The sequence below is a fragment of the Delftia sp. WY8 genome (genome assembly GCF_018437695.1).
In the GTDB taxonomy this organism is placed as follows: Bacteria; Pseudomonadota; Gammaproteobacteria; order Burkholderiales; family Burkholderiaceae_C; genus Comamonas; species Comamonas tsuruhatensis.
On record NZ_CP049795.1, the window covers coordinates 947676 to 970963 of the forward strand.

Consider the following 23288-nt stretch of genomic DNA (forward strand, 5'->3'; position numbering starts at 1 on the left):
GCGGACAGCTCGTGCATCACGTCCAGTTGGCGGCGCAGGCGGCTGATGTCCTGGTCGCAGTCCATCTTCTGGTCCAGCACGTCCTTCTGCGCCAGCGTGCTGGCCAGCGGCTCGGGCATATCCAGCGCCACGCGGACAAAGCAGTCCTTGGCCCCCACCAGCGCAGCAATGCGCGCCGACTCCACGGGCTGCACCGCCAATCCCAACGGCTGCGGCTGTTCAAACTCCGGCGAAGGATGAAGCAAGGCAGGCGTGACCACCAGGCACAAAGGACAGTCGAGCGAGTGGTGCGTGCCGGCACTCGCCTGTCCTTCGTCATCCAGAACGACCACCTGCATGCTGCCATTGCCCGTGCAAACCACTTCCAGGGAGCGCGGGTGCACGATGGGCGACGCCACGGCCATCGCCAATGCCAGCATGAACCACGCCAAAGCAAGGCGGGGCAGCATCAGGCAGTTGCGCAAGGTTTGCATGCGTACGCATTATGGGGGGCCATCGCCTGTTGAGCGAGGCAACTGCCTGGCAAGCTGTTGTGAGTTCCCTGCAAAACTGCCTTGCCATCCGCCGCCTTCAAGCGGCGGCAGCGCCTTGACCAAGATCAACCGGGCCGGATCTGCATCCGCCATTGCGCAAGAAGGTTGCTGTCGGTCCGATATCGCCGCCATAATCGCGGGCTATGCACACCCTTCGCACATCGTCATTCTGGAAGCGCCTCGCCCTGGCGTGGTTCCTGCTGACGCTGGGTGTTGCAGGGGCTTCGCCCTTCGTCAACCCCAAGACCATGGAGCTCATCTGCTCCAGCGGCGGAGCCATCACCATGGTGGTTCTTGACGACGAGGGCCAGGCCCAGGCGCCAGGTCAGCACACGCTCGATTGCTCGATGTGCCTGGCCCCTGCATTGCCTCTGCCTCCCGTCAGCCTGGCGGTGGCACAACCCCATCCTCTGGCGGCAGCCCTGCATCCGTTTGCAGCGGCCCATATCGCAGCCCTGGTCGGCGCGCCGCTTCCGCCCCGCGGGCCTCCCGCACAGGCCTGATTCCCTCGCATCGATAGCGCGGCTGCCTTGGCCGCGACACCATGGCAAGGCCTTGCGCCACGCCAGTTGCGAGGTCATTTCCTGGCCTGCCCCAAGCCCCCAATGCGCCCGCCTGTGACCAGGCCGGCGGTGCGGCGCACGGGCAACGGCCTGCCCTGGATCGTCCAACAATGATTTGCGCAGTTCAGACGGACTGCGTGCACACCCATGCTTGCCCAACGCTTCACCTGCATTCCGGCCGTTTTCCACAGGTCCTCCATCGCCTTGGCCCTTCTCACACTGGCTGCCGGCGCGCATGCCCAGGAGCCTCGGATGGCCCCCGTCACCGTCAATGCCCGCCCCGTGGTGGAAGAGATGGAGCTGGATGCGTTTTCCTCCAACTCGGCCGTGATCACCCAGGACCAATTGCGCGACCAGAACGCGGTGGACCTGGCCTCGGCCCTGCGCCGCACGCCCGGTGTCCAGATCTCGCGCTACAACCCCGTGGGTGCCTTTGGCGGCGATCAGGGCGGCGCCGTCTATATCCGCGGCATGGGTGTGAGCCGACCCGGCAGCGAGATCAAGACCTATGTGGACGGCGTGCCGTTCTACATGGGACTGTGGAGCCATCCCCTGCTGGACCTGCTGCCCGTCAACGGCATGCAGTCCATCACGGTCTACAAGAGCCCGCAGCCCCAGGTCAATGGCAACAACTTCGCCTCCATCGACTTGCTCACGCGCCGCGCCACCGAGGACGGCGTGCACGGGGATGCCAGGATCTCGGCGGGCTCCTACGGCACCCTCACCGAACAGGCCAGTCTGCTGGGCAGAAGCGGCAACCTGGATTGGAGCCTGGCCCAGGGCTTTGCACGCTCCGACGGCCACCGCGCCAATGCGGATGGCCGGCTCAGCAACCTCATGGGGCGCATTGGCTACAGGCTGGATGCGAACTGGTCGGTGGCGGCCAGCTTCCTGCAGGTGGACAACAAGGCCAGGGACCCTGGCGACGCACGGCTTGCCGCTGCGGCGCTGGCCCCCCAGTACAACACCAAGGCCAGCATGTTCAGCAGCTCCGTGTCCCACGTGCATGATGACTGGCGGGGCGAGCTCAAGCTGTACAGCAACCATGGCCGTGGCGACTGGCTGGACCAGCCCGCGCCGGACGGCGACAGCATCAACAAATTCCGCATGAGCGGCCTGCGCTGGAAGGAACAGTTCTCGCCCTGGAAGGGGGCCACCGTCACTGCCGGCCTGGACCACGACCGCATTTCGGGCGATGCCGCTTTCAACCGCGTCGCACCAGCGCCGCAGGGATTTTTCCAGGCGCCCACCTTCAGGATCACCTCCCCCTATGCGGGACTCAGCCAGGAGATCCCGCTGTCGGCGACATGGAGCCTGGTGCCCTCTGCCGGCCTGCGCATGTACGACCACAGCCAGTTCAGCTCCAAGGCGGCCCCCCATGCGGGCCTGTCGCTGGCCTCGGAGCAGTTCACCGTCTACGCCAACCTGTCGCGCGGCATCAACTACCCCGGACTGGAGACGCCGCTGCTGGCATCGCTGATTCCGGCCCTGGGCTCCACGTGGCAGCAGCTGTCCGCCGAGGAGATGGACCACGCCGAACTGGGCTTCAAGTGGACGCTGTCGCAGGCCACACAGCTTGACGCCAGCATCTTCCACGACAAGGTCAAGAACCGCTATGTCTTCGGCTTTCCGCCCAATGTCCCGCCCCCGCCGCAGTTCATCAACCTGGGCGGCTACACCATGCGCGGCATGGAGCTGTCGCTGCGCCAGGCGCTGGGCGGCGGCTGGTCGGGCTTTGCCGGCCTGACGCTGCTGGACCCCAGCATGGACAACCTGCCCTACAGCCCGCGCCGCGCGCTGACGCTGGGCGTCAATGGCAAGGCCGGCCCGGTGCGGGTCGCCTTCGATGCGCAGTACCAGTCGGCAGTCTGGGCGCTGAGCCGCGCGCGGGGCGCCGATGCCGCCAACACCGAGCGCGTGGCCGGCTTTGCCGTGGCCAACCTGCGAGTGGCCTATCCGGTGCCTGCCCTGGGCAGCAAGGGAGAGGTTTTCCTGGCCGTGGAGAACCTGTTCGACCGCAACTACGCCTATCGCCCCGGCTACCCCATGCCCGGCCGCTCGGCACAGATCGGCGTGGCGGCCAGCTTCTGATCCCCCGCCCGCACAGCCCGCACAAGGAGCACGCATGAGACATCTTTCTTTGAGCAGCATCGCCCTGTCGATGGCCCTGGTCCTGGGCCTGCCCGCCACGGCGGCGGCCTCGGGCGCGACGCCCCCCGCCACGGCCGGGTCGGCTGATGCGGCGGCCATCCGCAGCGCCATGATGGCCACCTGGGACAAGCCCGAGGCCAGGCTGGAGGTAGCGCCCATTTCCATCGAAGGCGGCCATGCGGTCGCCGGATGGATACAAGGCGATCGCGGTGGCCGGGCCCTGCTGCGGCGCGACGCGCAGGGCCAATGGCTGGTGGCCGCCTGTGGCGGCGATGGACTCAAGGACCCCAAGATGCTGGCAATGGCTGGCCTGTCTGCATCGGCCGCGCGCAGTCTGGCCAGCAAGGTCGTGCAGGCCGAGTCCGCCATGCCCGCCCCGCGCCGCGCCCTGCTGTCCCTGTTCGACGGCATGGTCCATATGGACGCGCAGGGCCAGCATCCCCCATCCGCACATCCGGCCCATTGAGCCGATCGCCTCCTCCACACCATCCACCGTCTGCCTCACCTGATGTCTGTCTCCCTCTCCTTCTCGCGCAGCCCCCTGGCCCTGTCCATCGCCCTGGCACTGGCCTCGGCGGCCCATGCCCAGGGCCTGGCCGCCCCCCAACCGTTGAGCCAGGACGACTCCGCCCTGACGCTGGGCACCATCAGCATCACCTCCAAGGCCTCCGGCCCGCTGTCCACACGCAGCGTGTTCAGCTCCGTGGACATCGTGGGCGCGGACATCCTCGAGAACGAGCATGTGGACTACAGCTGGGAGCTGCTGTCCAAGGCGCCCGGCGTGCAGGTCACGCAGTTCAAGCAGGGCACGGATGCCGGGCGCTTCTCCTTCCGGGGCTTCAACGGCGAAGGCCGCATCAATGCGGTCAAGCTGCTGATCGATGGCATCCCCAGCAATGACAACGCCGGGGGCATGCCCTTTCTGGACGCTGTCTTCCCGCTGGACATCGAGGCCATCGAGATCGTGCGCGGCACCAATGACGCGCGCTACGGCCTCAACAACATCGCCGGCAATGCCAACGTGATCACCCGCACGGGCGGCAACGAGGGCCGTGCCAGCGTGACCGTGGGCAGCTTCGGCACCAAGGAGTTGCAGGTGTCCAAGGGCATCGAGAGCGGCAACTGGAGCCAGAACTATTTCCTGGCCTGGCGCGATTCGGACGGCTACCGGGACCATGCCGATGCCCGCAAGCTGTCCCTGTCCGGCAAATGGTTCTACACCTCGGACGATGGCCGCTGGCGCACCGGCGTGATCGCGCGCTACTACCGCAACAAGGCGCTGGAGTCGGGCTACCTCAGCTACGAAGAAGCCATCAAGGCGCCGCGCAGCTCCCCGGCCTACGCGGCGGCCGACCGTGGCGAGCGGGAAACCGGCCAGCTCAGCGCCCACCTGGATGGCGAACTGACGCCCGAGCTGTCGCTGTCTGCCAAGGTCTACGCCAACCAGTACGAGAACCAGCGCTGGGTACGCTTCTCGGCAGCGGGATCGCAGCAGGAGCGCTACAACGACGAGCAGCAGCAAGGCGCCATCACCACCCTGACCTGGCGCCCCAAGGTGGACTGGGCGCATGAATTCACACTCGAAGGCGGTCTGGACGCCCAGCGGCAAAGCAACCTGGGCCAGCGCTACCGCACCACGGAGCGCGTGCGGACCTCGCAGTTCCGCGACTGGGACTTCGACCTCCATACGCAGGGCGCCTATGTGCAGGCCGTGATCCGCCCCATCGAAGCCCTCAGAATCATCCCGGCGCTGCGCATTGATGACGTGGATGGCCACTTCATCGACCGCCTGGCCGGCACGCGCGCCCCCGTGCATGACTACGGCCTGATCAAGCAGCCCAAGATCAGCATCGCCTACACCCTGAGCCAGCAGGCCAGCGTCTACGCGAATTGGGGCCGGACCTTCCAGATCGGCTCGGGCATCGACGCCTACCGCACGCAGGATCGCAACCTCAGGCCCTCCATCAATGATGGCTGGGAAACGGGCGTCAAGTTCTCTCCCCTGCCCTGGCTCAACGGCCGCGTGGCCTACTGGGAGCAGCGCGCCTCGGGCGAGGTGGCCCGGGTGCTGGGCGTGGACGGCCTGCCCGACCCGGGCGGCCTGGGCAACGTGGGCAAGACGCTGCGCAAGGGCTACGACATACAGCTCAACATGAAGCCCCATGCCCGCACCACGGCGTGGATCGCCTACTCCCACCAGGTGGCACGCATCACCGCGCCCGACCCCAGCGCACCCGCCACCCTGGGCAAGGAAATCGAGAACGTGCCGCACTACCTGGTCTCGGCCGGCGTGGACTGGCAGGCCACGGACCGGCTGAAGCTGTCGGCCTGGGGCAATGCCCAGGGCGACTACTACCTGGAGCGCACCAATACCCAGGGCCGAGCAGGCAAGTTCGCCGTGCTGAACCTGGGTGCCAGCTACCGGCTCTCGGACACCATGGATCTGGGCCTGCAGGTCAAGAACGTCACCAACCGCAAGTACGTCTACGCCTGGTATGACAGCGGCTCCTCGGGCTATTCGCCCGCCGACGGGCGCGGCGTCTATGCCAGCATGAACCTGCGCTTCTGATGGACACGCCCCAGCCTTCCGACGCATCAGGCGCGGCCCAGGCGCGCCCCCAGGCACGCGACCGTGCGTCCGACCTCTACAAGGCCGTCTGGCGCTGGCATTTCTATGCCGGCCTGCTGGTCTTGCCGTTTCTCGCCTGGCTGGCGGTCACGGGAGGCCTGTATGTCTTCAAGAACCAGATCGATGGTTTTTTCCACGATCGCCTGCTGCATGTGGCGCAACCGCAGACACCCAGGGCGGCGCACTCCCATCAGGAGATCGCCGCTGCAGCACTGGCGGCGCAGCCGGGCAAGCTGCTCAAATACCTGCCCGCGCCCGGGCCGACGCGAACGGCCGAGGCGTTGATCGCAACGGTGGATGGGCAACGGCTGTCCGTCTTTGTGGACCCCTATAGGGCAGAAGTCGTGGGCACCTTGCCCGAGGGCGGCAGCGTGGCCTGGACGATACGCAAGCTGCACAGCCTGAAGTATTTCGGCTCCGTGGCACGTGGCGCCATCGAGATCGCTGCGGGCTGGTCCATCCTGCTGGTGGCCACGGGCGTTTACCTGTGGTGGCCGCGCGGCCGCAGCGGCGGTGTGGTCTCCGTGCGCGGCACGCCTAGCAAGCGGGTGTTCTGGCGGGATCTGCATGCAGTCACCGGATGGGTCGTGGGCGGTATGCTGTTGTTCCTCGCGTTGACGGGCATGCCCTGGTCAGTGCTGTGGGGCGCCAAGGCCAACCAGTGGGCCAATGGCCACAACTACGGCTACCCGGCCGGACTGCGCGTTCAGGTTCCCATGTCCGGCCTTCGGCTGTCCGAGGACGGGCACACGGCATGGTCGCTGCAGCGGGCGCAGCTGCCACAGTCGGGCCATGAGGGCCATGAGGGCCATGAGGGCCATGAGGAGCATGCAGGTCACGACGCCATGCCGGACCAAACGCCTTCATCGTCGCACTCTGCCTCCCCGTCTCAGCCTGCCTCCCTGTCCCTAGACCAGGCGGTGGCCGCTGTCGAGCGCCTGGGTATCGCAGCCGGCTATGCCATCCAGTTGCCCAAGGGGCCGCAAGGGGTCTACACCGCCTCCGTCTATCCCGAGGACCTGTCCCACCAGCGTGTGATCCATCTGGACCAGTACAGCGGCAAAGCGCTGCTGGACATGTCGTATGCGGACTATGGACCGCTCGGCAAGACCCTGGAATGGGGCATCAACGTGCACCTTGGGCAGGAATATGGCGTCGTCAACCAAATCGTATTGGTAGTGGCCTGTCTGGGCATCGCCTTGCTGTGCGTCACGGCCGCCGTGATGTGGTGGAAACGCAGGCCGGCCCGGCACCTGGGCGTGCCGCCCATGCCCGCAAACCGCCGCGTGCTGCAGGGGGTATCCGCCATCCTGCTTCTGGGAGCGATCCTGTTTCCGCTGGTGGCGGTATCCCTGCTGGTCATGGCCCTGCTGGACCGGCTGGCCTTCCCGCTCCACAGTACAGCGGCCCACTGAGCCTGAGCACGGCGCACGCATCCGACACACACGACATTTTTGCCAACGAAGGAGAACCCCATGAAACGCCACGTCCGTTTGCTTGCCCTCGCCGCCGCCATGATCAGCGGATTCGCCAATGCCCAGGTCAGCGTCAGTGATGCCTGGGTGCGTGCCACCGTGCCGCAGCAAAAGGCCACCGGCGCGTTCCTTAAGCTGCAGGCCGCCCAGGACAGCAAGCTCGTCGCAGCGACTTCGCCCCTGACGCCGGTCGTCGAAGTCCATGAGATGGCCATGCAGGACAACGTGATGAAGATGCGCCAGGTGCCGTCCATCGCGCTGCCGGCAGGCAAGACCGTGGAACTCAAGCCCGGCGGCTACCACGTGATGCTGCTGGACCTCAAGCAGCAGGTGCAGGAAGGCCAGACCGTGCCGCTGACCCTCATCATCGAAGGCAAGGACGGCAAGCGTGAATCCGTGCAGGTGCAGGCACCCGTCCGCCCGCTGGCCACCAAGGCGGCGCCCTCGGGCCACGATCACAAGCACTGACACGGGGCCCATGCGCTGCAGCAGCCTCCGCATCAAGCGCCTGGTGGCCTTCGGGCCACCCGCCTGGCCGTGGGCGTTGCCGGGCGCACGACAGCGGCGCGACCAGGGCCGGCGCTTTGCCGCCTGGATGGTTGCGGCGCTGCTGTTCGCCTTTGTGCTCCCTGCCCTGGCGATGGTGCTGGCATCGGGCCAGGTCAGTGGCGACCCGCTGGCGCGGCTGGCCATGGAAGTCTGCACACCCCTGGGCCTGCAGCAGGCGCAACCGGTGTCTGCTGCAGGCGAGCCCGAAGCCGATGGTCAAACCACGGCCGCTGGCCAGGCGCATTGCCCCCTGTGCCGGGTCGTGAGCGATGCCCCTCCTGATTTGTCCCGCGCGGACCTGCGCTTTGCCGCACCGCCGCCTCCCCCCCCGCTGCCGCCCCAGGCCCTGCGCCCGCGGGACACCGTGCTGCGCGTGGTGTTGAGCACGCCCCCCAGGGCGCCTCCCCTGTCCTGAGGCCCGAAAGGGCCGCACGGGCGGCATGCCGGCGCCCATTCCCGAACTCCTTTCCCATGCCAAGCCTCGACCTGTGTCGGGCCTGCAGGGTGACCCACGCCTGCGCGCCGCCATGGCTCCTGCGCAGGCACCAAGAAACCGTTTCCCATGCGTACCACTTACTTTGACAACACCCGCTTTCCCCTCGCCCTGATCGCCACCGCGCTGCCGCTGCTGCTGGCCGCCTGCGGTGGCGGCGGAGGCGGCGACAACGGCCAGCCCACCACGCCCACCACACCCACAGGCCCCCAGGCCGTGGCCATCGAGTTCGCCGCCAAGGCCGGCAGCCTGCCCGCCAAATGCGGCACGCCCATCGCCGGCATTGGAACCAGCCAGGCCACGGTGGACCTGCATGACCTGCGCTTTTACGTGAGCGGCGTCTCGCTGATCAATGACAAGGGCGAGGCCGTTGCCGTCACCCTGGACGTCAACGACTGGCAGACCAAGGAGGTGACGCTGATCGACCTGGAGGACGGCACCGGCGCATGCGCCGACGCAGGCACGCAGGCGCAGAACACGCAAATCAAGGGCACGGTGCCCGCAGGCACGTACAAGGGCGTCAGGATGACCGTGGGCGTGCCCTCTTCGGTCAACCACACCGACTATGCCGTCGCGCCCAAGCCGCTCGATGTGCAGGCCCTGGCCTGGTCCTGGCAGGCCGGCCGCAAGTTCGCCCAGATCGAGGTCAACCCCGTGGGCGGCGTGGCCCGCCCCGCGCCGGCCGCCCCCGGCAAGACCTTCTACGTGCACCTGGGCTCCACGGGCTGCACGGGCAACCCCGTGACCGGCGAGACGGTCAGCTGCGCGCGTCCGGACCGCATGGATTTCCGGTTCGGCGATTTCAATGCCGGCACCCAGAAGGTAGTGCTGGACATTGCGCAGCTGCTGCAGGGCTCGAACGTCAAGGAAGACCTGGGCGGCGCCGCCGGCTGCATGTCCGGGGCCACCGATCCGGAGTGCGTGCCCATCTTCAGCGCGCTCAAGATCGATCTGACCACGGGCCGCTCCATCAATGAAGGCAGCGGCCAGACCGTGTTCCGTACCGAGGCCAAGTAATGCACAAGCCCCATTCGCTTCGGCGGGTGGCGGCATGGACCGCCGCCCTGTGCGGCCTTGCCGGGGCCATCGCCCTGGCGGGCTGCGGGGGCGGCGACACCGCCGTCCACGATGACTCCGGCAGCAGCACGGGCTGGTCCTGGGCGCTGCCCTCCTTTTTCCCCACCCCCAAGGTGCCCGACACCAATCCCATGACGGCGGAGAAGGCCGAGCTCGGCCGCTTTCTGTTCTACGACAGGCCTTTCGGGCAATGGCACGCAGGCCTGCGCGAGCTGCCACATACAGTCCAAGGCCTTCACCGATGGCCTGACGACATCACTGGGCTCCACGGGGCACGCACATCCGCGCAACGCCCAGAGTCTGGCCAACGTGGTCTACAACGCCACGCTGACCTGGGCCAACCCCTCGCTGGTCACGCTTGAAAAGCAGATGGAGACGCCGCTGTTCGGCACGGACCCGGTGGAGATGGGCGTCAACGACAACAACAAGGAGGAAATCCTCGCGCGGCTGGCTGCCGACACCGGCTACGGCCCGCGCTTCGCCAGGGCCTACCCGGGCCAGGCAGCGCCCATCACCTGGGGCAATGTGATCCACGCCATCTCGGCATTCCAGCGCACCATTCTTTCGGGCAACAGCAAATATGACCAGTACCTCAAGGGCAGCACGGCACTGAACCCGGCCGAGCAGCGCGGCATGAACCTGTTCTTCGGCGAAAAGGCCGAATGCTTCCACTGCCACAGCAGCTTCAACTTCAACGACCAGATCGTGCACGCGGGCAGCCGCATCGTCGAGACCCCGTTCCACAACACGGGCCTCTACAACATCGGCGGCACCGGCGCCTTCCCCGAACCCAACCGGGGCGTCTACGAACTGACCCAGCTCTTCAAGGACATGGGCAAGTTCCGCGCGCCCAGCCTGCGCAATGTGGAAGTCACCGGCCCCTACATGCATGACGGCAGCATCGCGACGCTGGAGGAAGTGCTGCAGTTCTATGCGGCCGGGGGCCGCAACATCACCTCCGGCCCGCATGCCGGCGACGGGCGCGCCAACCCCAACAAGAACGACTTCATCAACCAGATCGCCCTGACGGCCGACGACCGCGCCGACCTGCTGGCCTTTCTCAAAACCCTCACGGACCATGAGCTGCTCACCAACCCCAGGCTCGCCGATCCCTTTGCACGGCAGGCAGGCCAATAGCATGCAACGCAGCTTCCTCGCGCAACGCACACCGCTGGCAGCGGCCATCGCCATCGCCATCGCCTTGTCGGCAGGCAGCGCCGCCGCGCACACCCTGGATGACGGCATACCGCAGACCAACGGCCTGCGCATCGACATGGCTGCGGTGGCCGCCTATCTCCATGGCGATTCCACCTTGCCGGCGCCCAGGCTGGCCGGCACGCTGGGCCTGGGCGACACGCCTGACGACCAGCGCGGCTGGCGGCTGGAGCATGGCACCCTGGGCGCCGGCCTGCGCGTATCTCCCCAACTGGGGGCCAACATCGCGATGGGCTGGCACGACAGCGACCCAGCCCACGTGGAGGCCGCCTGGATGGAAGCGCGCAGCGGCTCAGACGCCGAGCTGACCCTGGGCGCAGGCCGCAACCGCGTGCCCATGGGGCAGGTGCTCACGCGTGCCGGGCACTTCGACCGCTACGGCCAGATGCCGCTGGCCAAGCGGGCGGCCTTCAACGGCGACTGGATCGAGGATGGCGTCAACGCCGCCTGGCGTCCCCACCTGCAAGGCGCCATGTCCTGGCTGCAGGGCATTGACCTGGGGCTTTGGCGCGCCCGGCGCTTTCCCGGCAGCGACAACGCCGCCTGGGCGCCCGTCGTGCATGCCAGCGCCGCCTGGACATCGGTGCAGGCTGACGCCTTCTACAGCCGGATGCAGCCCAAGGGGCGCGGCGCCTATGTACAGCGCTCCAACAGCGGCCACATCCACACGGCGCCACAGTGCAATGCCAGCCTGCGCGACATCACCTGCTTCGACGGCACCGTGGACCTGGCCGGGGCCAGCGCCACCTGGACCACGCCGCTGCAGGGCGTCCAGCTCACCGCAGCAGGCATCTGGCGGCGCGAAAGCGGAAACCTCTATTCCCAGAACGGCGACACCCGCTACCAGGGCCGCACCCTGGGCGGCTGGCTGGAGGTGCTCTGGCAGCCGCGCGCGCGCTGGGAATTCGGTGCCCGCCAGGAATGGCTCAGAAGCACCAATCGCGTCAGCGGGCCGGGCGCCCTGCTGGTGGCCACGGACGCCAACCTGCTGCCCAACAACCCATCGCGCCGCTTCACGGCCATGGCCGGCTGGCGCCCCGTCAAAAGCGTTCTGATCGCGCTTGAAGCCGGGCGCGAGCACATTGCCGGCAAAGGCCATACGGTGGCAGGCCTGCGGCTGATCTGGACCCCCGATGCCCTGTTGGAAAGGAACTGGAAATGACCACAATGCTTCGCCGCCATGCGCTTGGAATGCTGCTGGGCATGGGCTGTGCCCTGACACTGCCGCTGACGGCACGGGCCCATGACTTCCGGGCGGGAGACCTGGTCATAGACCACCCCTACGCCACGCCCTCCATCGCCGGCTCCAGCAACGGGGCGGCGTATTTGCGGGGGATCAGGAACAAGGGAAAGAACGCCGACCGGCTCATCGGGGCCAGCACGCCAGCGGCCGCACGCGTGGAGCTGCATGAGATGAAGATGGAGGGCGACATCATGCGCATGCGCGAAGTGCCCTTCATCGAACTGCCCGCAGGCCAGGAGGTGCAGTTGCGCCATGGCCAGTCACACCACCTCATGCTGATCGATCTCAAGCAGCCCCTGCGCGAGGGTGATCGCTTCGATCTGACGCTGCAGTTCGAAAAGGCTGGCGAATACAAGGTCAAGGTCTGGGTGCAGCAACCCAAGCGCATGCCATCCGGACACCAACACCCGCATTGAACGGACATGCGAAGGGCCGTGCCCCACAAGGCGAGATGCAGCCATGAGCTGCTGCAATCGCCACCATGGGGCCTGCCGGCAGCTCAGTCTTCGTCCAGCGCCTCAAACCGCTCTGCCAGGAAATCCAGCAGCGCCCGCACGGCCGGCAGCAGCCCGCGCCGTGAGGCGAACACCGCATGGATGATCTCGCGCCGTGGCGCCCAGCCCGGGATGACGTGGACCAGTTCACCGCGCGCGATCTGCTCGCGCACCATCATCGAGGGCAGTTGCACCACGCCCACCCCCGCCAAGGCCGCCGCGCGCAGCGCCAGCATGCCGCGCGTGACCAGGCGCGGCCGGTGGCGGATGGCCGCCTGCGTGCCGTCCGGGCCGATCAGGTGCCACACATGCTCGTGCTGCGGCAGGCCCAGGTCCATGCTCGGCAGGCCTGCCAGATCGGCGGGCACCTGGGGGATGCCGCCTGTCAGCAGCTGCGGGCAGGCCACCAGGCATTGCCCGCGCTCGGCGAGCATGCGCATCACCAGGTCGCTGTCTTCCAGCGGCGGCGGGCGCACGCGGATGGCAACGTCGATTCCTTCGCCCACCACGTCCACGCGGCGGTTGGTTTCCTCGAGGTGGATCTCCACGCGCGGATACGCGGCCATGAAGGCCGCCAGCATGTCGGCGATGCGCGCATCGAGCAGCGCCACCGGGCAGGTCATGCGCACGATGCCGCGCGGCTCGGCGTGGGTCAGCGCGATGGCCTCGTCAGCGGCGTCGGCCTCCACCAGCATCGCCTTGCAGTGGCCGTAGTAGGTCTGGCCGGTCTCGGTGACGGCAAATCGCCGCGTGGAGCGCTGGATCAGGCGCGTGCCGAGACGCTCCTCAAGCTGCGCGATGCGCCGGCTCAGCTTGGATTTGGGCATCCCCAGCGCGCGGCCCGCGGGCGCAAAGCCGCCGTGGTCCACCACCTGCACGTAGTAGTAGAGGTCGTTCAGGTCTTTCATTGCACACCGCCTTCATCGTTCCTCAGATAGGACTCTGATGGCAAATATTAACGGCTACCGCGTTCATCGTTCGAATCCTATTCTCTATCCGTCAGCCAAGACCTTTGTCTGGGCGACCCAAGGAGATTCACCATGACCAAGCCCTACGTCCGCCTGGACAAGGACAACGCCGCCGTGCTGCTGGTAGACCACCAGACCGGCCTGCTATCCCTTGTACGCGACATCGACCCGGACAAGTTCAAGAACAACGTGCTGGCGCTGGCCGACATCGCCAGCTATTTCAAGCTGCCCACCATCCTGACGACCAGCTTCGAGAACGGTCCCAACGGACCGCTGGTGCCGGAGCTCAAGAGCCAGTTTCCCCAGGCGCCCTACATCGCCCGGCCCGGCAACATCAACGCCTGGGACAACGAGGACTTCGTCAAGGCCGTGAAGGCCACGGGCAAGAAGCAACTCATCATCGCCGGCGTGGTGACCGAGGTGTGCGTGGCCTTCCCCGCACTGTCGGCCATCGAGGAAGGCTTCGACGTCTTCGTGATCACTGACGCCTCCGGCACCTTCAACTCCATCACCCGCGATGCGGCGTGGAATCGCATGTCGCAGGCCGGCGTGCAACTGATGAGCTGGTTCGGCGCTGCCTGCGAACTGCACCGCGACTGGCGCAACGACGTGCAGGGGCTGGGCACTCTGTTTTCCAACCACATCCCCGACTACCGCAACCTGATCACGAGCCACACCATGCTCACCCAGGGCAATTGAGGAGAAGACCGTGAGCACACCCCAAACCATCGCCAACTTCAACGGCGCCCGCCCGGTCATCGATCCCGACAATGTCGCGATGCTGCTGATCGACCATCAAAGCGGCCTGTTCCAGACCATCAAGGACATGCCCTTCACCGAGGTGCGTGCCAATGTCACCACGCTCGCCAAGGTAGCGACACTGGCGAAGATCCCGGTCATCACCACCGCATCGGTGCCGCAGGGTCCGAACGGCCCCTTGATCCCCGAGATCCACCAGTACGCCCCGCATGCCCGGTACGTGGCGCGCAAGGGCGAGATCAACGCCTGGGACAACCCGGAGTTCGTCGCTGCCGTCAAGGCCACCGGGCGCAGGCAGCTCATCATCGCGGGGACGATCACCAGCGTCTGCATGGCCTTCCCCAGCATCGCCGCAGTGCATGAGGGCTACCAGGTCTTCGCGGTGATCGACGCCTCGGGGACCTACTCGAAAATGGCGCAGGAAATCACGCTGGCGCGCATCGTGCAGGCTGGTGTCGTGCCGATGGACACGGCGGCGGTGTGCTCGGAGGTGCAAAAGACCTGGAACCGTGAGGACGCGTTGCAGTGGGCGCAGGCCTACAGCGCAGTCTTCCCGCCGTACCAGTTGCTGATCGAAAGCTACTCCAAGGCGCAGGAAGTGGCCAGGAACGGTGAGCAGCTGGATTCGCAACGCACCTGACCGCGGTAGTACGGCACGGGTACAAGGCCGCTTGCCCAGGTCAGGGGCAGAAGTCATTACACTTGTCACCAAGCCGAAAGGCCCGGTGTGTCGAAGCACCTTACCAGTAGCGTTTGCGACCCCCAACGTCAAGCGGGGTTCTGTCATGCCCGAATTCCTGAGGCGGACGTGCCTGTGCACGCCCCTTCCAACGGTTTTGGGCGGGATGGGGCTCTCCGTGAGGACGCCCGCACGGCTACTGACGTGCTTCGAACATCCCGTCCACCCGTCTCGTGTCGAAGCGGTGCGGGTGGCTTCCTTGAATCCAGTAGGAGCCAAGCGATGACCGCATCTTCACCCGCTTCCCGACCACCCCCTTCCCTCACCACTCGCCAAGCGGGAAAAGCCAAGGCTTGCCGCAGGCATCGCAGGCCCCACTGCACCATGCGGACCGCGCTGGCCTTCATGCAGCGATCCCTGGAATTCCTGGTGCGCGTGGCAGGCGAACACGACAACGCCAACTACGACGACGACGGCACCGATGCCGATGTGGAGCTGGCCGTGGAACTGGCGCTGGAGCACATCAGGCGCCTGCGCGCAGCGGGGCCCATGGAGCGCGAGGCCTTCGCCCAGCACTGGAACATGGCGGCGGCCGCCATCCGGCTGGGGGCGCTTGCCTACGGCCGCACCGACAGCAACTACTACCGCATGCTGGGCTTTGTGCAGCAGCAGTTCGAGGTGTCGGCGGCCATGGTGGAATTTGTGGATGAGGCGCAGGACTGAGGCCCCGGCCCCGGTGGCGCTCAGCGCCAGCAGTCCTCCACCGTTCCCAGGGGCGAGATGCCCTTCACGCCCAGGGCGTTCAGGGTGTAGTCGCCGCAGCGCCTGTCCGATGCCTGGCGGCCGGTGCGCGTGGCCTTGAGCGTGTAGCCGCCGTCATTGGCGGTCGTGGCCATCGTCAGGGTGTAGTGGCCGTTCTCGGACTTGTCCCCCCAGGGCAGTCTGAGGTTGGCGACGGAGCTTGTGTAGCCGCCGTTCTGCGCCCGCCAGCGCTCCTGCCGGGCGGCGGCCTCGCCCAGCAGGCTTTGCGCCTCCACGCGCCGCGATCGCAGCACGTATTCCTGGTAGGAGGGGTAGGCGATCGCCGAAAGAATGGCGACCACCGCCACCGTGATCATCAGCTCGATCAGCGTGAATCCATGTAGCTTGCTGCGCACGCATTTCTCCTCGGGGGCCCGCAGGGCCAGCCAGACGGCCGGGGCCGGCAGGCCCCTGTGTGTAGTGGATGGGTGTGTAGTGGATGGGATGGCGGTCACGGGTTCGCTGGCTGGCGGCGCCAGCTCTGTCGCCCCCGGTCCACTCCGCTGTTGATATCGTCACCCCCGCTCTTGCCTGCGCCTCCTGCCCCGCTTTGCTTTCCGCTGGAGTCGAAGATCTTCGCGCCGCTGATGGTGGGCTTGCCCGGCCCCACCTCGTAGCCGTTGACCTGCTGGCCTGCCAGGTTGTCGGCGGCGTTGAAGATGCCGTCGCCGTTCACATCGAAGGCGACATAGTCGGTCTTGCCCCCGGTGTCGGGATCGATGGCGTAGATCGTGCTGGCCAGGCCTGCGGAGCAGGGGTCGCCCAGCGGTGGCCGGATGGAGGTGAACACCAGTCCCCGCCCGTACAGGCTCATGTCGTAGACCAGTCTTTCTCCATCGCGCGGCAGATCCACGTACCAGCCCCAGCTGTGCACATTGGAGTCGGCGGTGCTGGTGGCGTCCTTGTACCAGGTGACCGGGTTGGCCGACAGGGCGAACTTGCCCGGAAAGCCGCTCACCTGGGTGAACTGCTGGGCCTGCAGATCCCCGCGCCCCTTGCCGGCGGTAGGCAGCGGCTGCGGCGCCGCCGTGGCGGGTGTGCCGTAGCGATCCCAGACGCCGAACACCGATTGCCGGCGCATGTCCAGCTTGTCGTCATCCGTCATGAAGCGGCCCGTGCCGAAGGCCACCACATCGCCCTTGCCGCTGGAGTGCCGCACCACGTAGGGTGCGGTGGTGATGGACAGCCGCTTGCCGCCGCTGCGTTCGGACTCGCGTGCCACAAAGAACAGTTGCGCATTCCATGAGCCGCTGGCACCACTGGCCAGGTCCACGCGCCAAACATTGCCCGCAAGATCACCGGCATAGGCCACGTCCACCTTGCCATCGCCGTTGTTGTCCACCACGGCGGCACGCGACAGGCCGTTTTTCGGCGCAGGCAGCGCGTTCAGCTCCGCGGCCGTCATGCCTGCCGCGAAATCAAAGCGCCGGATGACCTCGCCACTGGAGACATCCAGCACAAACAGGCTGGACTCGCCGGAGGTGCTGTTCGACGCCTGGTAGCCATTGGACAGGAATACCACCCACCGGCCCTTGGACCGGCCGGCGTCGTTGAGCCGCGCCACGACAGGCGCGGGCATCGAGTAACCCATGCGTTCGTCCTGTTCAACCCCGAACTCCCACAGCAACCGGGGGGAGGTGGGGTCCGTGACGTCCAGCGCGAAGACCTGCCGCCCGCCCGCGCCCAGGCTGCCGACCAGCACCCTGTGCCAGGCGTTGCCGAAGTAGACATCCGAGACCACGGGCGTCCCGTCCACGAAGTAGCGGTGAGGAGCGCCGCCCGCGCCATACCGGGATGCCAGGACATTGAGCGAATCCTTCACGCCCGATGGAATGAAGGCGAACTCCTCCTTGCCCGATGCCGCGTCGAAGGCGTGCAGCATGCCGTCGTTGGCGCCCACATACAGCATCTCCTTGGCAGCCTGTTTCGCGGCAAAGGCGGCATAGGCGGTGCTGCCCTCCAGCTTGTCCGCGGCAGAGGCGCGGTACAGGCCGCCCTTGACCCGCACCAGCGAGGAATTGACGATATCGCCCAGCACATTGGGCTTTCCGCTGGCCAGGGGCTTGCGCACGCGCAAGTCATCGCGCACCTCGCCACGCAGGAACTCGATGCGCTTTTTTGCCTGGCCATCGGCGGAGTTCGTGGCCGGGTCCGTGTTGAGCACGGCCAGCCAGGACGCATCGGAGCGCTGCCCGCTGAGACTGGAGTACGTGAAAGGGCTCAGCGACACGGCACTGCCGGTCCTGCTGGGGTAGTAGATCTTGCGGTCATCGGCGGACCGCACCGACAGGAGTTCCGCCGCGCTCCAGACCAGCGTTCTGTCGCTGGTGGTGAGCTTCTCGCGGATGACGTCGCCGCTCCAGTACTGGACCTCGAACGTGGTCCGGTACAGGTCGGCGCCTTCGCCCAGTGTCGCAGTGGGCATGTCCACGCTGACCGCCGTCACGGAACTGATGCTCTGCAGGATGTCGTTGAACGCCTTGGTCAATTGCTCCTTGAGCGTGCCGGCATTGGTCACCAGAAAATAGTTGTCCGGATCTCCCGTGATCTTGGAGGGGTCGCGGTCCGGCACACCGTACTTGGCGGCATACCACAGCGGTCCCTTCAGGAAGCTGCCCGCGTCGGTCGCATTGCCGGGAGTGAAGCTGCGGGTGGCCGTGAGCCCCAGGTTCGAGCATTCGGTGCGCTGCTGTGCCGAGATGCTGCCCCGGCAGTAGCCCGGATCGCGATTGGGGGGCGTGTTGTAGGCGTAGTAGGCCGAGGCCGTGTCCTTGTCACGCACCTCCAGGTACATGCCGTCCTTGGTGGTGCCCGAGATCACATAGCCCATGTGCTGTCCCAGGCCGCCAGCGGCGTATTCGGACACCATGTCGATCTTCACCTTGTCATCGGCCTGCAGCGCGACCGTGTAGCGCGCGATGGCGTCCATGTCATGGTCGGCGCCCTGCTCCACGTCCTCGTAGTTGATGCGGAACTCCGCATAGGGCCGCCCGCCATTGACCGAGGCATCGATGTCCGCCTTGCCCGTGTTGGCAATGTTGACCACGTAGTAGTCGACGATCTGGTTGGTCGGCGTGAAGACCGCATTGTTCACGGTGCTGCCGCCGGCACTGCCGGAGACGGTCTTGGCAAACGGCGCAATGGTCACAAAGCGTTTGCCGCCGATCGGAAAGCGTATTTCCGGCAGCGGTGACGCAATGGCCACGGAGTAGGTCCTCAACGCATTCTTGCCCTGGCTGTTGCCGAAGATGGCATTCCTGGCGCCGAAACGGGCCACCCCGGCCGCATAGTAGGTGCCTTCCTTGCTGGGCTCCTCGGGAGACAGGCCGCGCGCCCAGGACAGGTCTGCAATGGTCTTGACCGAAGGAGCCTGGTCGGCATTGGCCGATGTTGACTGGCCGATGAAGAAGTTCTTCCCGTCTATGCGCTCGGCCGAGCCGATGGCCGCCACCTCGTCAGAGACATTGAAGCCATTGAGGGCGCTGGCGCCGACGCTCGCGTAGCGGCTGCCGGGCAGCTTGCCGTCGTAGGAGGGATTGATGTCGCTGAGCACCGTCATGACGGGACGGGAGCAGTACTGGTAGCCGCCCCCGCCTTCGGCCTTGGCCCTGTAGGGCGTTTCCCAGGCGGGCTTGGACAGGCCCAGGGACGCATCCTTGGAGGAGCCGCCGGCGTAGTCATAGATGTCGAGGGCCTGGGACGCGCCGCCGAAATAGCGCATGGCCTCGAACATCATTTCGCTGATGGGATTGCCCCACATGGCGCACTTCGAAGGCTTGTCCAGCGAACTGATGGGGCCGGACGTGATCCAGCCGCATTCCACGTATTTGCCGCCGGTGTAGCCGATCAGGCGCTGGCGGTCTATGTTGGCGACCACGCCATTGACACCCGTCCTGAACTGGCCCGTCTGAGGGTCGACTTCCTCTGCGAAATTGCTGATATTGCGACGCAGCACGCCGCCGGCGATGTTTTTCTCGTACGAGCCTGTGAGCAGGCCGAAGTACATCTTCCCGTTCTCTCCGAAGTCGTGCAGCAGCCCCGTGGGCTTGTAGATGGTCTTGCCGCCGTTGGGATAGGCCTTGCAGCTGGCCTCGAGCAACTGGACATTGCTGCTGGAGCAGGCCTCCACAAGCAGGTTGTAGTCGGTGATCCTGCTGCTGCCTCGCGCGCACGAATTGCTGCCTGCACAGTTGCTCTGCCCTGCAAAGCCCTCCTGGGACACCCAATCCCAGATCTGGAACGAGGAGTCATTGAGCACGCGCAACTGCGTGATGACGCCAGCGGCCTCCCCCAGCGTGGTGACGGCAAACAGATGGCGCGTGCCGGCCGCCGGCGGGCGCAGCGGCGCATAGTCCGAAATGCTGTAGACCCCGAGATCCCGCGCAGGGTCATAGGCCTTGCCCCAGCTGTGCGCATCCCTGGGAATGTAGGCGGTCTGCAAAACGGTGCGCGAAGCCGTGTCCTCCGCACGCATGCCGCCATAGAGCACGCGGCGTATGGCGTCCATGCGCGATGTGGCCAGATAGTTCAGGAAGTCGCCACTCCAGTTGTTCGAGCACTTTTTCCTGTTGCTTCCGGTCGCTGCCTGCGAGGGCACGAAAACACCCTTGGAATAGCTGTAGCAGACGTTGTTGTTGAAGTAGCCGTAGTAGTCGATCTGGTCCGGCTTGTACCCGACATCGATCACACCGTCTCCGTTGAGGTCGGAGGCATCGTTGTAGGCCTCGTAGTACAGCTTGTGGTCACGCCCCATCACCAGCATGTTCAAGGGCGCCAGCGCCTGGTTCACGAACAGCGGCATCTGGGACAGCACGGTGTCCGCACGCCCCTGGGCCTGCGCCGGCGTACTGGCCAGGGCGCACGTCCACAGCGCCAGCGCCATGGCCATCGGGCCATGCATGGTTTTCCAACTTGCAATGCGAGCCATTGAAGCTCCCTCCCCCTGCTTACTTTATGAACATGTTGACGCTGGACCGCAGGCACAGCGCATCCGCTCCGCAGGCCTGGGCCTGCGACTTTTCCGTGGCCTGGGCATTGACCTCATAGAAGTCCGTGCAGCCGGTGGCGGGTGCATCCAGCGCGGACGTCGCACTACCCGACTTGGGACAGGCGGTCGTGATGTATCGGGGATACCAGTACCCATCGGGCTTCTGAAACCCGGCCGCCTTGGCCTTGGTCGTGCGGAAATCCGTGCCGAGCCCGATGGAGTCCGTACGCACATCGGACACCGAGCAGGGAATGCCGCTGCCCTCGGCCACCGGAGTGCCGGCGCCATTGCAGGGCTTGAGTGCGACGGCATGCTCCAGCAGCTTGCGCTCGCCTTCTCGCAGCGTGCCATCCGCGGTTTCATACAGCCGCTGGCTATCCACCATGTTGGCGGCGATGCGCGCCTCCAGCGTGGCCACGCGCATGCCGACCACCGCCAGCAACAACACCAGCAGCAGCATGATCATGGACACCAGCAAGGCATTGCCGCGCTGGCGCCCCTGCAGGACACAGGACATGCAGCGGCGGCTCCGGGCTCCGATCAGCGCGGTCATGGCATCAGATTCCTCAGGGTGAGCGTGCCGGTGGCCAGTTGCAGCAGGGCGCCGGCATTCGCATCGCATCGGGCCGCGGCGCCGCCCAGTTGCGCCCAACGCTCGCAGACGGTGGAAGCCATGCCCTGCGTCACCTTGCCGGAGCTTTCCAGCAAGAGGGCAAGGCGCAGGGAACGGATGGCTTCCTGCTGCCCGGGCAACGTGGCCGCGAAGGCATCGACCCGGCGTATCGCGCCGGGCGCTGTCTGCCGATCGATGCCGAACTCGAAATGCACCGCCCGCACGCCATCGGCAAGCGGCACAACCTCCTGCGCTGCCCGGCAGACCAGCACACCACTTTCGACGGTGTATTTCTCCGCGAACATGCCGGTCGCCGGCGCCGGAGCGTCATAGGGGCCGGCGGCTCCCAGGTTCGCGGGCGTGCCCGCACAATCGGTTTCCGCAGCGTCCCGGGGCTGGAAGCGAAGGCAGATGCTCTGCGTGTCAGCTGCGTAGAGCGCCTGTCCCTGGGCGAACTGGCAGCCGTTGGGATGGGGCGACGAATCGGCAGGAAATGCGTCGAACATCGCCTGCGAAGGGTCTCTCCTGTAGCCTGCCTTGGAGAACTCGGAGTCCAGCACGGCAAGCGCCAGCCGGCTGTTGCCGAGGTTCTCGCTCTGCCCCACGCGAAAACCGAAGCTCGACAGCCCCTGCATGTAGATGGTGGTGGCAATCAGCACGAGGAACAGGCCGATGGCCAGCGCCACCATAATCTCCACCAGGGACATGCCCGCCTGGGACGGCATGCGCATGCGGCACGCCCATGCGCCCGGCCCGCGCTCAAAGCCGCGACCGCAGCGTGAATGTGCAAAATTCATTGTCGCTTCCATCCAGACATTGGCCTTTCTTGACCGGCCAGGCCACCGTCACGGACACCAGGCCATCGGCATCGGCGCTCACGGCGAAGGAGCTGTCGATGCGGTCCGCGGTGAGATCGGGCACCAGCTTGCGGGCCCGGTCGCCCCAGCAGGCCAGGCGCTGCTCCCGCGGCTGCGGCAAAGGCTGGCAGGCCGCAGGGGCCGCGGGCATCGCCGCACCCTCCAGCTTCTGGTAGCCGCCCAGCTCCGCCACGGGCGAGCCCTTCGCGTCCAGGACCGTGGCCGTATCCCCCCGCAGGGTCTCCAGCAGTTCGGAAGCCAGCATGGATGCCATCTGGCGCCGCTCGGTATCCACGGTGTATTCAATGGCACGCACATGGATGCGCACGGCGCCCAGCAGCCCCACGGCCACCAGCAGCACGGCGACGAGTACCTCGATAAGGCCTGCGCCGCTTTGACTGCGAGAAGGAAAAGGAATGGACATGTTGCAGACCCGTTGCACGCGCATCAGCAACTGCCGCCGGCAGGCAGCCGCTGCTGGCGCACAAGCCCGGCGCGAGTCACTCTCAGGCAGTGCATGCGCGTGGCATGGCGAGCCGTGACGGTCAGCGTGTACAGCGTGCTGGCGCCGGAGAACTGCCTGGCGGTCCCCGTGGTTTCGAACAGGACGCCCTGCGAAGAATCACCGGAGGGCGACACGGTCACGGCATCAGGCACCCGGGCCTCGCGCACCAGCTGCCCTCCCGACTTGGCGGACCATGTCTGCCCCGCGCCCACGAAGCTGCTTTCCACCCGTTTGTAGACCGCTTCGGAGCGAGCCAGCTGCAGCAACGACTGCAACTCGAGCGCAGCCGAGCTGACGCGCTGGTTGGCTATTTGGACGATGAAGGAAGGAGCGGCCAGAGCGGCCAGAATCGCGACCAGCGCCACCACCACCATCATCTCGATGAGGGTGAAGCCACGGGGCCATTGCCATGTGCCGCCTGGACAGCCGTTGCGCGTGTGACCGGGGTTTTTCATGCAAGCGTGCTTCTCGTTGCCGGGGAACCATGCGACAGGCCTGCAAGCCCTGCGCCATTGCTCTTGATTGATGTTTGCAATCGTAATGCAAAGGCAATTTGGAACACCTATTGACACAGGTTATGGGGCAAATATAGGACTTGTCTTATAAAAACCTGCGCAAAGCGCAACACCCCATCCAGCAAGCCCGGCCCGCCGTCCGTGCACGCAAGCTCGGCGGGACGGCCCGCGCAACGGGCATG

20 protein-coding genes and 2 pseudogenes are annotated in these 23288 nt (G+C 66.3%); 14 read left to right on the plus strand and 8 right to left on the minus strand.

Annotated elements, in window-relative coordinates:
- Positions 1-149: 149 nt before the first annotated feature.
- Positions 150-473 (minus strand): annotated as a pseudogene (locus G4D77_RS04170) (DUF2946 family protein); the annotation flags it as partial.
- A gap of 203 nt (positions 474-676) precedes the next feature.
- On the opposite strand from G4D77_RS04170, the gene G4D77_RS04175 reads away from it, so the two are divergent.
- From G4D77_RS04175 to G4D77_RS04225, 11 genes and pseudogenes are all read left to right on the plus strand, one after another.
- Positions 677-1036 (plus strand): DUF2946 domain-containing protein, encoded by a 360-nt coding sequence (locus G4D77_RS04175; protein ID WP_088165237.1) that lies wholly within the window; start codon positions 677-679, stop codon positions 1034-1036.
- A 312-nt stretch (positions 1037-1348) separates the two neighbouring features.
- Positions 1349-3187, plus strand: a complete 1839-nt coding sequence (locus G4D77_RS04180; protein WP_154834685.1) for a TonB-dependent receptor — start codon at positions 1349-1351, stop codon at positions 3185-3187.
- A 34-nt stretch (positions 3188-3221) separates the two neighbouring features.
- On the plus strand, positions 3222-3713 hold the full coding sequence (locus tag G4D77_RS04185) for a copper uptake system-associated protein (protein ID WP_154834686.1): 492 nt from the start codon (positions 3222-3224) through the stop codon (positions 3711-3713).
- 42 nt (positions 3714-3755) lie between these two features.
- Positions 3756-5816 carry a TonB-dependent receptor gene (locus G4D77_RS04190; protein ID WP_154834687.1) on the plus strand — a complete coding sequence of 687 codons (2061 nt, stop codon included), beginning with the start codon at positions 3756-3758 and terminating at the stop codon, positions 5814-5816.
- Complete coding sequence (locus G4D77_RS04195; protein ID WP_154834688.1) at positions 5816-7291, plus strand: PepSY-associated TM helix domain-containing protein; 1476 nt, start codon at positions 5816-5818, stop codon at positions 7289-7291. Before G4D77_RS04190 ends, G4D77_RS04195 begins: the two co-directional genes overlap by 1 nt.
- Positions 7292-7351: 60 nt before the next feature.
- Positions 7352-7819 (plus strand): copper chaperone PCu(A)C, encoded by a 468-nt coding sequence (locus G4D77_RS04200; RefSeq protein ID WP_013803107.1) that lies wholly within the window; start codon positions 7352-7354, stop codon positions 7817-7819.
- Positions 7820-7829: 10 nt separating this feature from the next.
- Positions 7830-8315: a DUF2946 family protein gene (locus G4D77_RS04205; protein ID WP_154834689.1), complete on the plus strand. Its 486-nt coding sequence runs from the start codon at positions 7830-7832 to the stop codon at positions 8313-8315.
- Between the two features lie 147 nt (positions 8316-8462).
- Positions 8463-9410, plus strand: a complete 948-nt coding sequence (locus G4D77_RS04210; protein ID WP_154834690.1) for an MbnP family copper-binding protein — start codon at positions 8463-8465, stop codon at positions 9408-9410.
- A pseudogene (locus tag G4D77_RS04215) lies at positions 9410-10607 on the plus strand (MbnH family di-heme enzyme). Before G4D77_RS04210 ends, G4D77_RS04215 begins: the two are co-directional and overlap by 1 nt.
- A 1-nt stretch (position 10608) precedes the next feature.
- Positions 10609-11847 (plus strand): hypothetical protein, encoded by a 1239-nt coding sequence (locus G4D77_RS04220; protein ID WP_154834691.1) that lies wholly within the window; start codon positions 10609-10611, stop codon positions 11845-11847.
- The gene (locus G4D77_RS04225; RefSeq protein ID WP_154834692.1) at positions 11844-12344 is read left to right on the plus strand and encodes a copper chaperone PCu(A)C; all 501 of its coding nucleotides are present in this window, start codon (positions 11844-11846) and stop codon (positions 12342-12344) included. Before G4D77_RS04220 ends, G4D77_RS04225 begins: the two co-directional genes overlap by 4 nt.
- A gap of 83 nt (positions 12345-12427) precedes the next feature.
- Here G4D77_RS04225 and G4D77_RS04230 read toward each other — a convergent pair whose 3' ends face one another.
- Complete coding sequence (locus G4D77_RS04230; protein WP_016445413.1) at positions 12428-13330, minus strand: LysR family transcriptional regulator; 903 nt, start codon at positions 13328-13330, stop codon at positions 12428-12430.
- Between the two features lie 132 nt (positions 13331-13462).
- On the opposite strand from G4D77_RS04230, the gene ycaC reads away from it, so the two are divergent.
- From ycaC to G4D77_RS04245, 3 genes are all read left to right on the plus strand, one after another.
- Complete coding sequence (gene ycaC, locus G4D77_RS04235; protein ID WP_043823485.1) at positions 13463-14089, plus strand: isochorismate family cysteine hydrolase YcaC; 627 nt, start codon at positions 13463-13465, stop codon at positions 14087-14089.
- 10 nt (positions 14090-14099) lie between these two features.
- A complete protein-coding gene (locus G4D77_RS04240) occupies positions 14100-14789 on the plus strand; it encodes a hydrolase (protein WP_154834694.1) in 690 nt (229 codons plus the stop codon).
- Positions 14790-15233: 444 nt separating this feature from the next.
- Complete coding sequence (locus G4D77_RS04245) at positions 15234-15551, plus strand: hypothetical protein (RefSeq protein WP_154834695.1); 318 nt, start codon at positions 15234-15236, stop codon at positions 15549-15551.
- A gap of 20 nt (positions 15552-15571) precedes the next feature.
- Here G4D77_RS04245 and G4D77_RS04250 read toward each other — a convergent pair whose 3' ends face one another.
- The 6 genes from G4D77_RS04250 to G4D77_RS04275 all read right to left on the minus strand — a co-directional run bounded on the left by G4D77_RS04250 (position 15572) and on the right by G4D77_RS04275 (position 23046).
- On the minus strand, positions 15572-15985 hold the full coding sequence (locus G4D77_RS04250) for a type IV pilin protein (RefSeq protein ID WP_213757905.1): 414 nt from the start codon (positions 15983-15985) through the stop codon (positions 15572-15574).
- 95 nt (positions 15986-16080) lie between these two features.
- A complete protein-coding gene (locus tag G4D77_RS04255; RefSeq protein ID WP_250134257.1) occupies positions 16081-20529 on the minus strand; it encodes a pilus assembly protein in 4449 nt (1482 codons plus the stop codon).
- Between the two features lie 46 nt (positions 20530-20575).
- Positions 20576-21169 (minus strand): pilus assembly PilX family protein, encoded by a 594-nt coding sequence (locus G4D77_RS04260; RefSeq protein WP_154834696.1) that lies wholly within the window; start codon positions 21167-21169, stop codon positions 20576-20578.
- On the minus strand, positions 21166-21960 hold the full coding sequence (locus G4D77_RS04265; protein WP_065346274.1) for a prepilin-type N-terminal cleavage/methylation domain-containing protein: 795 nt from the start codon (positions 21958-21960) through the stop codon (positions 21166-21168). Before G4D77_RS04265 ends, G4D77_RS04260 begins: the two co-directional genes overlap by 4 nt.
- Positions 21961-21988: 28 nt before the next feature.
- Entirely contained in the window at positions 21989-22510 is a 522-nt protein-coding gene (gene pilV / locus G4D77_RS04270) for a type IV pilus modification protein PilV (RefSeq protein ID WP_227740792.1), read from the minus strand.
- Between the two features lie 23 nt (positions 22511-22533).
- Positions 22534-23046 (minus strand): GspH/FimT family pseudopilin, encoded by a 513-nt coding sequence (locus G4D77_RS04275; RefSeq protein ID WP_154834698.1) that lies wholly within the window; start codon positions 23044-23046, stop codon positions 22534-22536.
- Between the last annotated feature and the right edge of the window lie 242 nt (positions 23047-23288).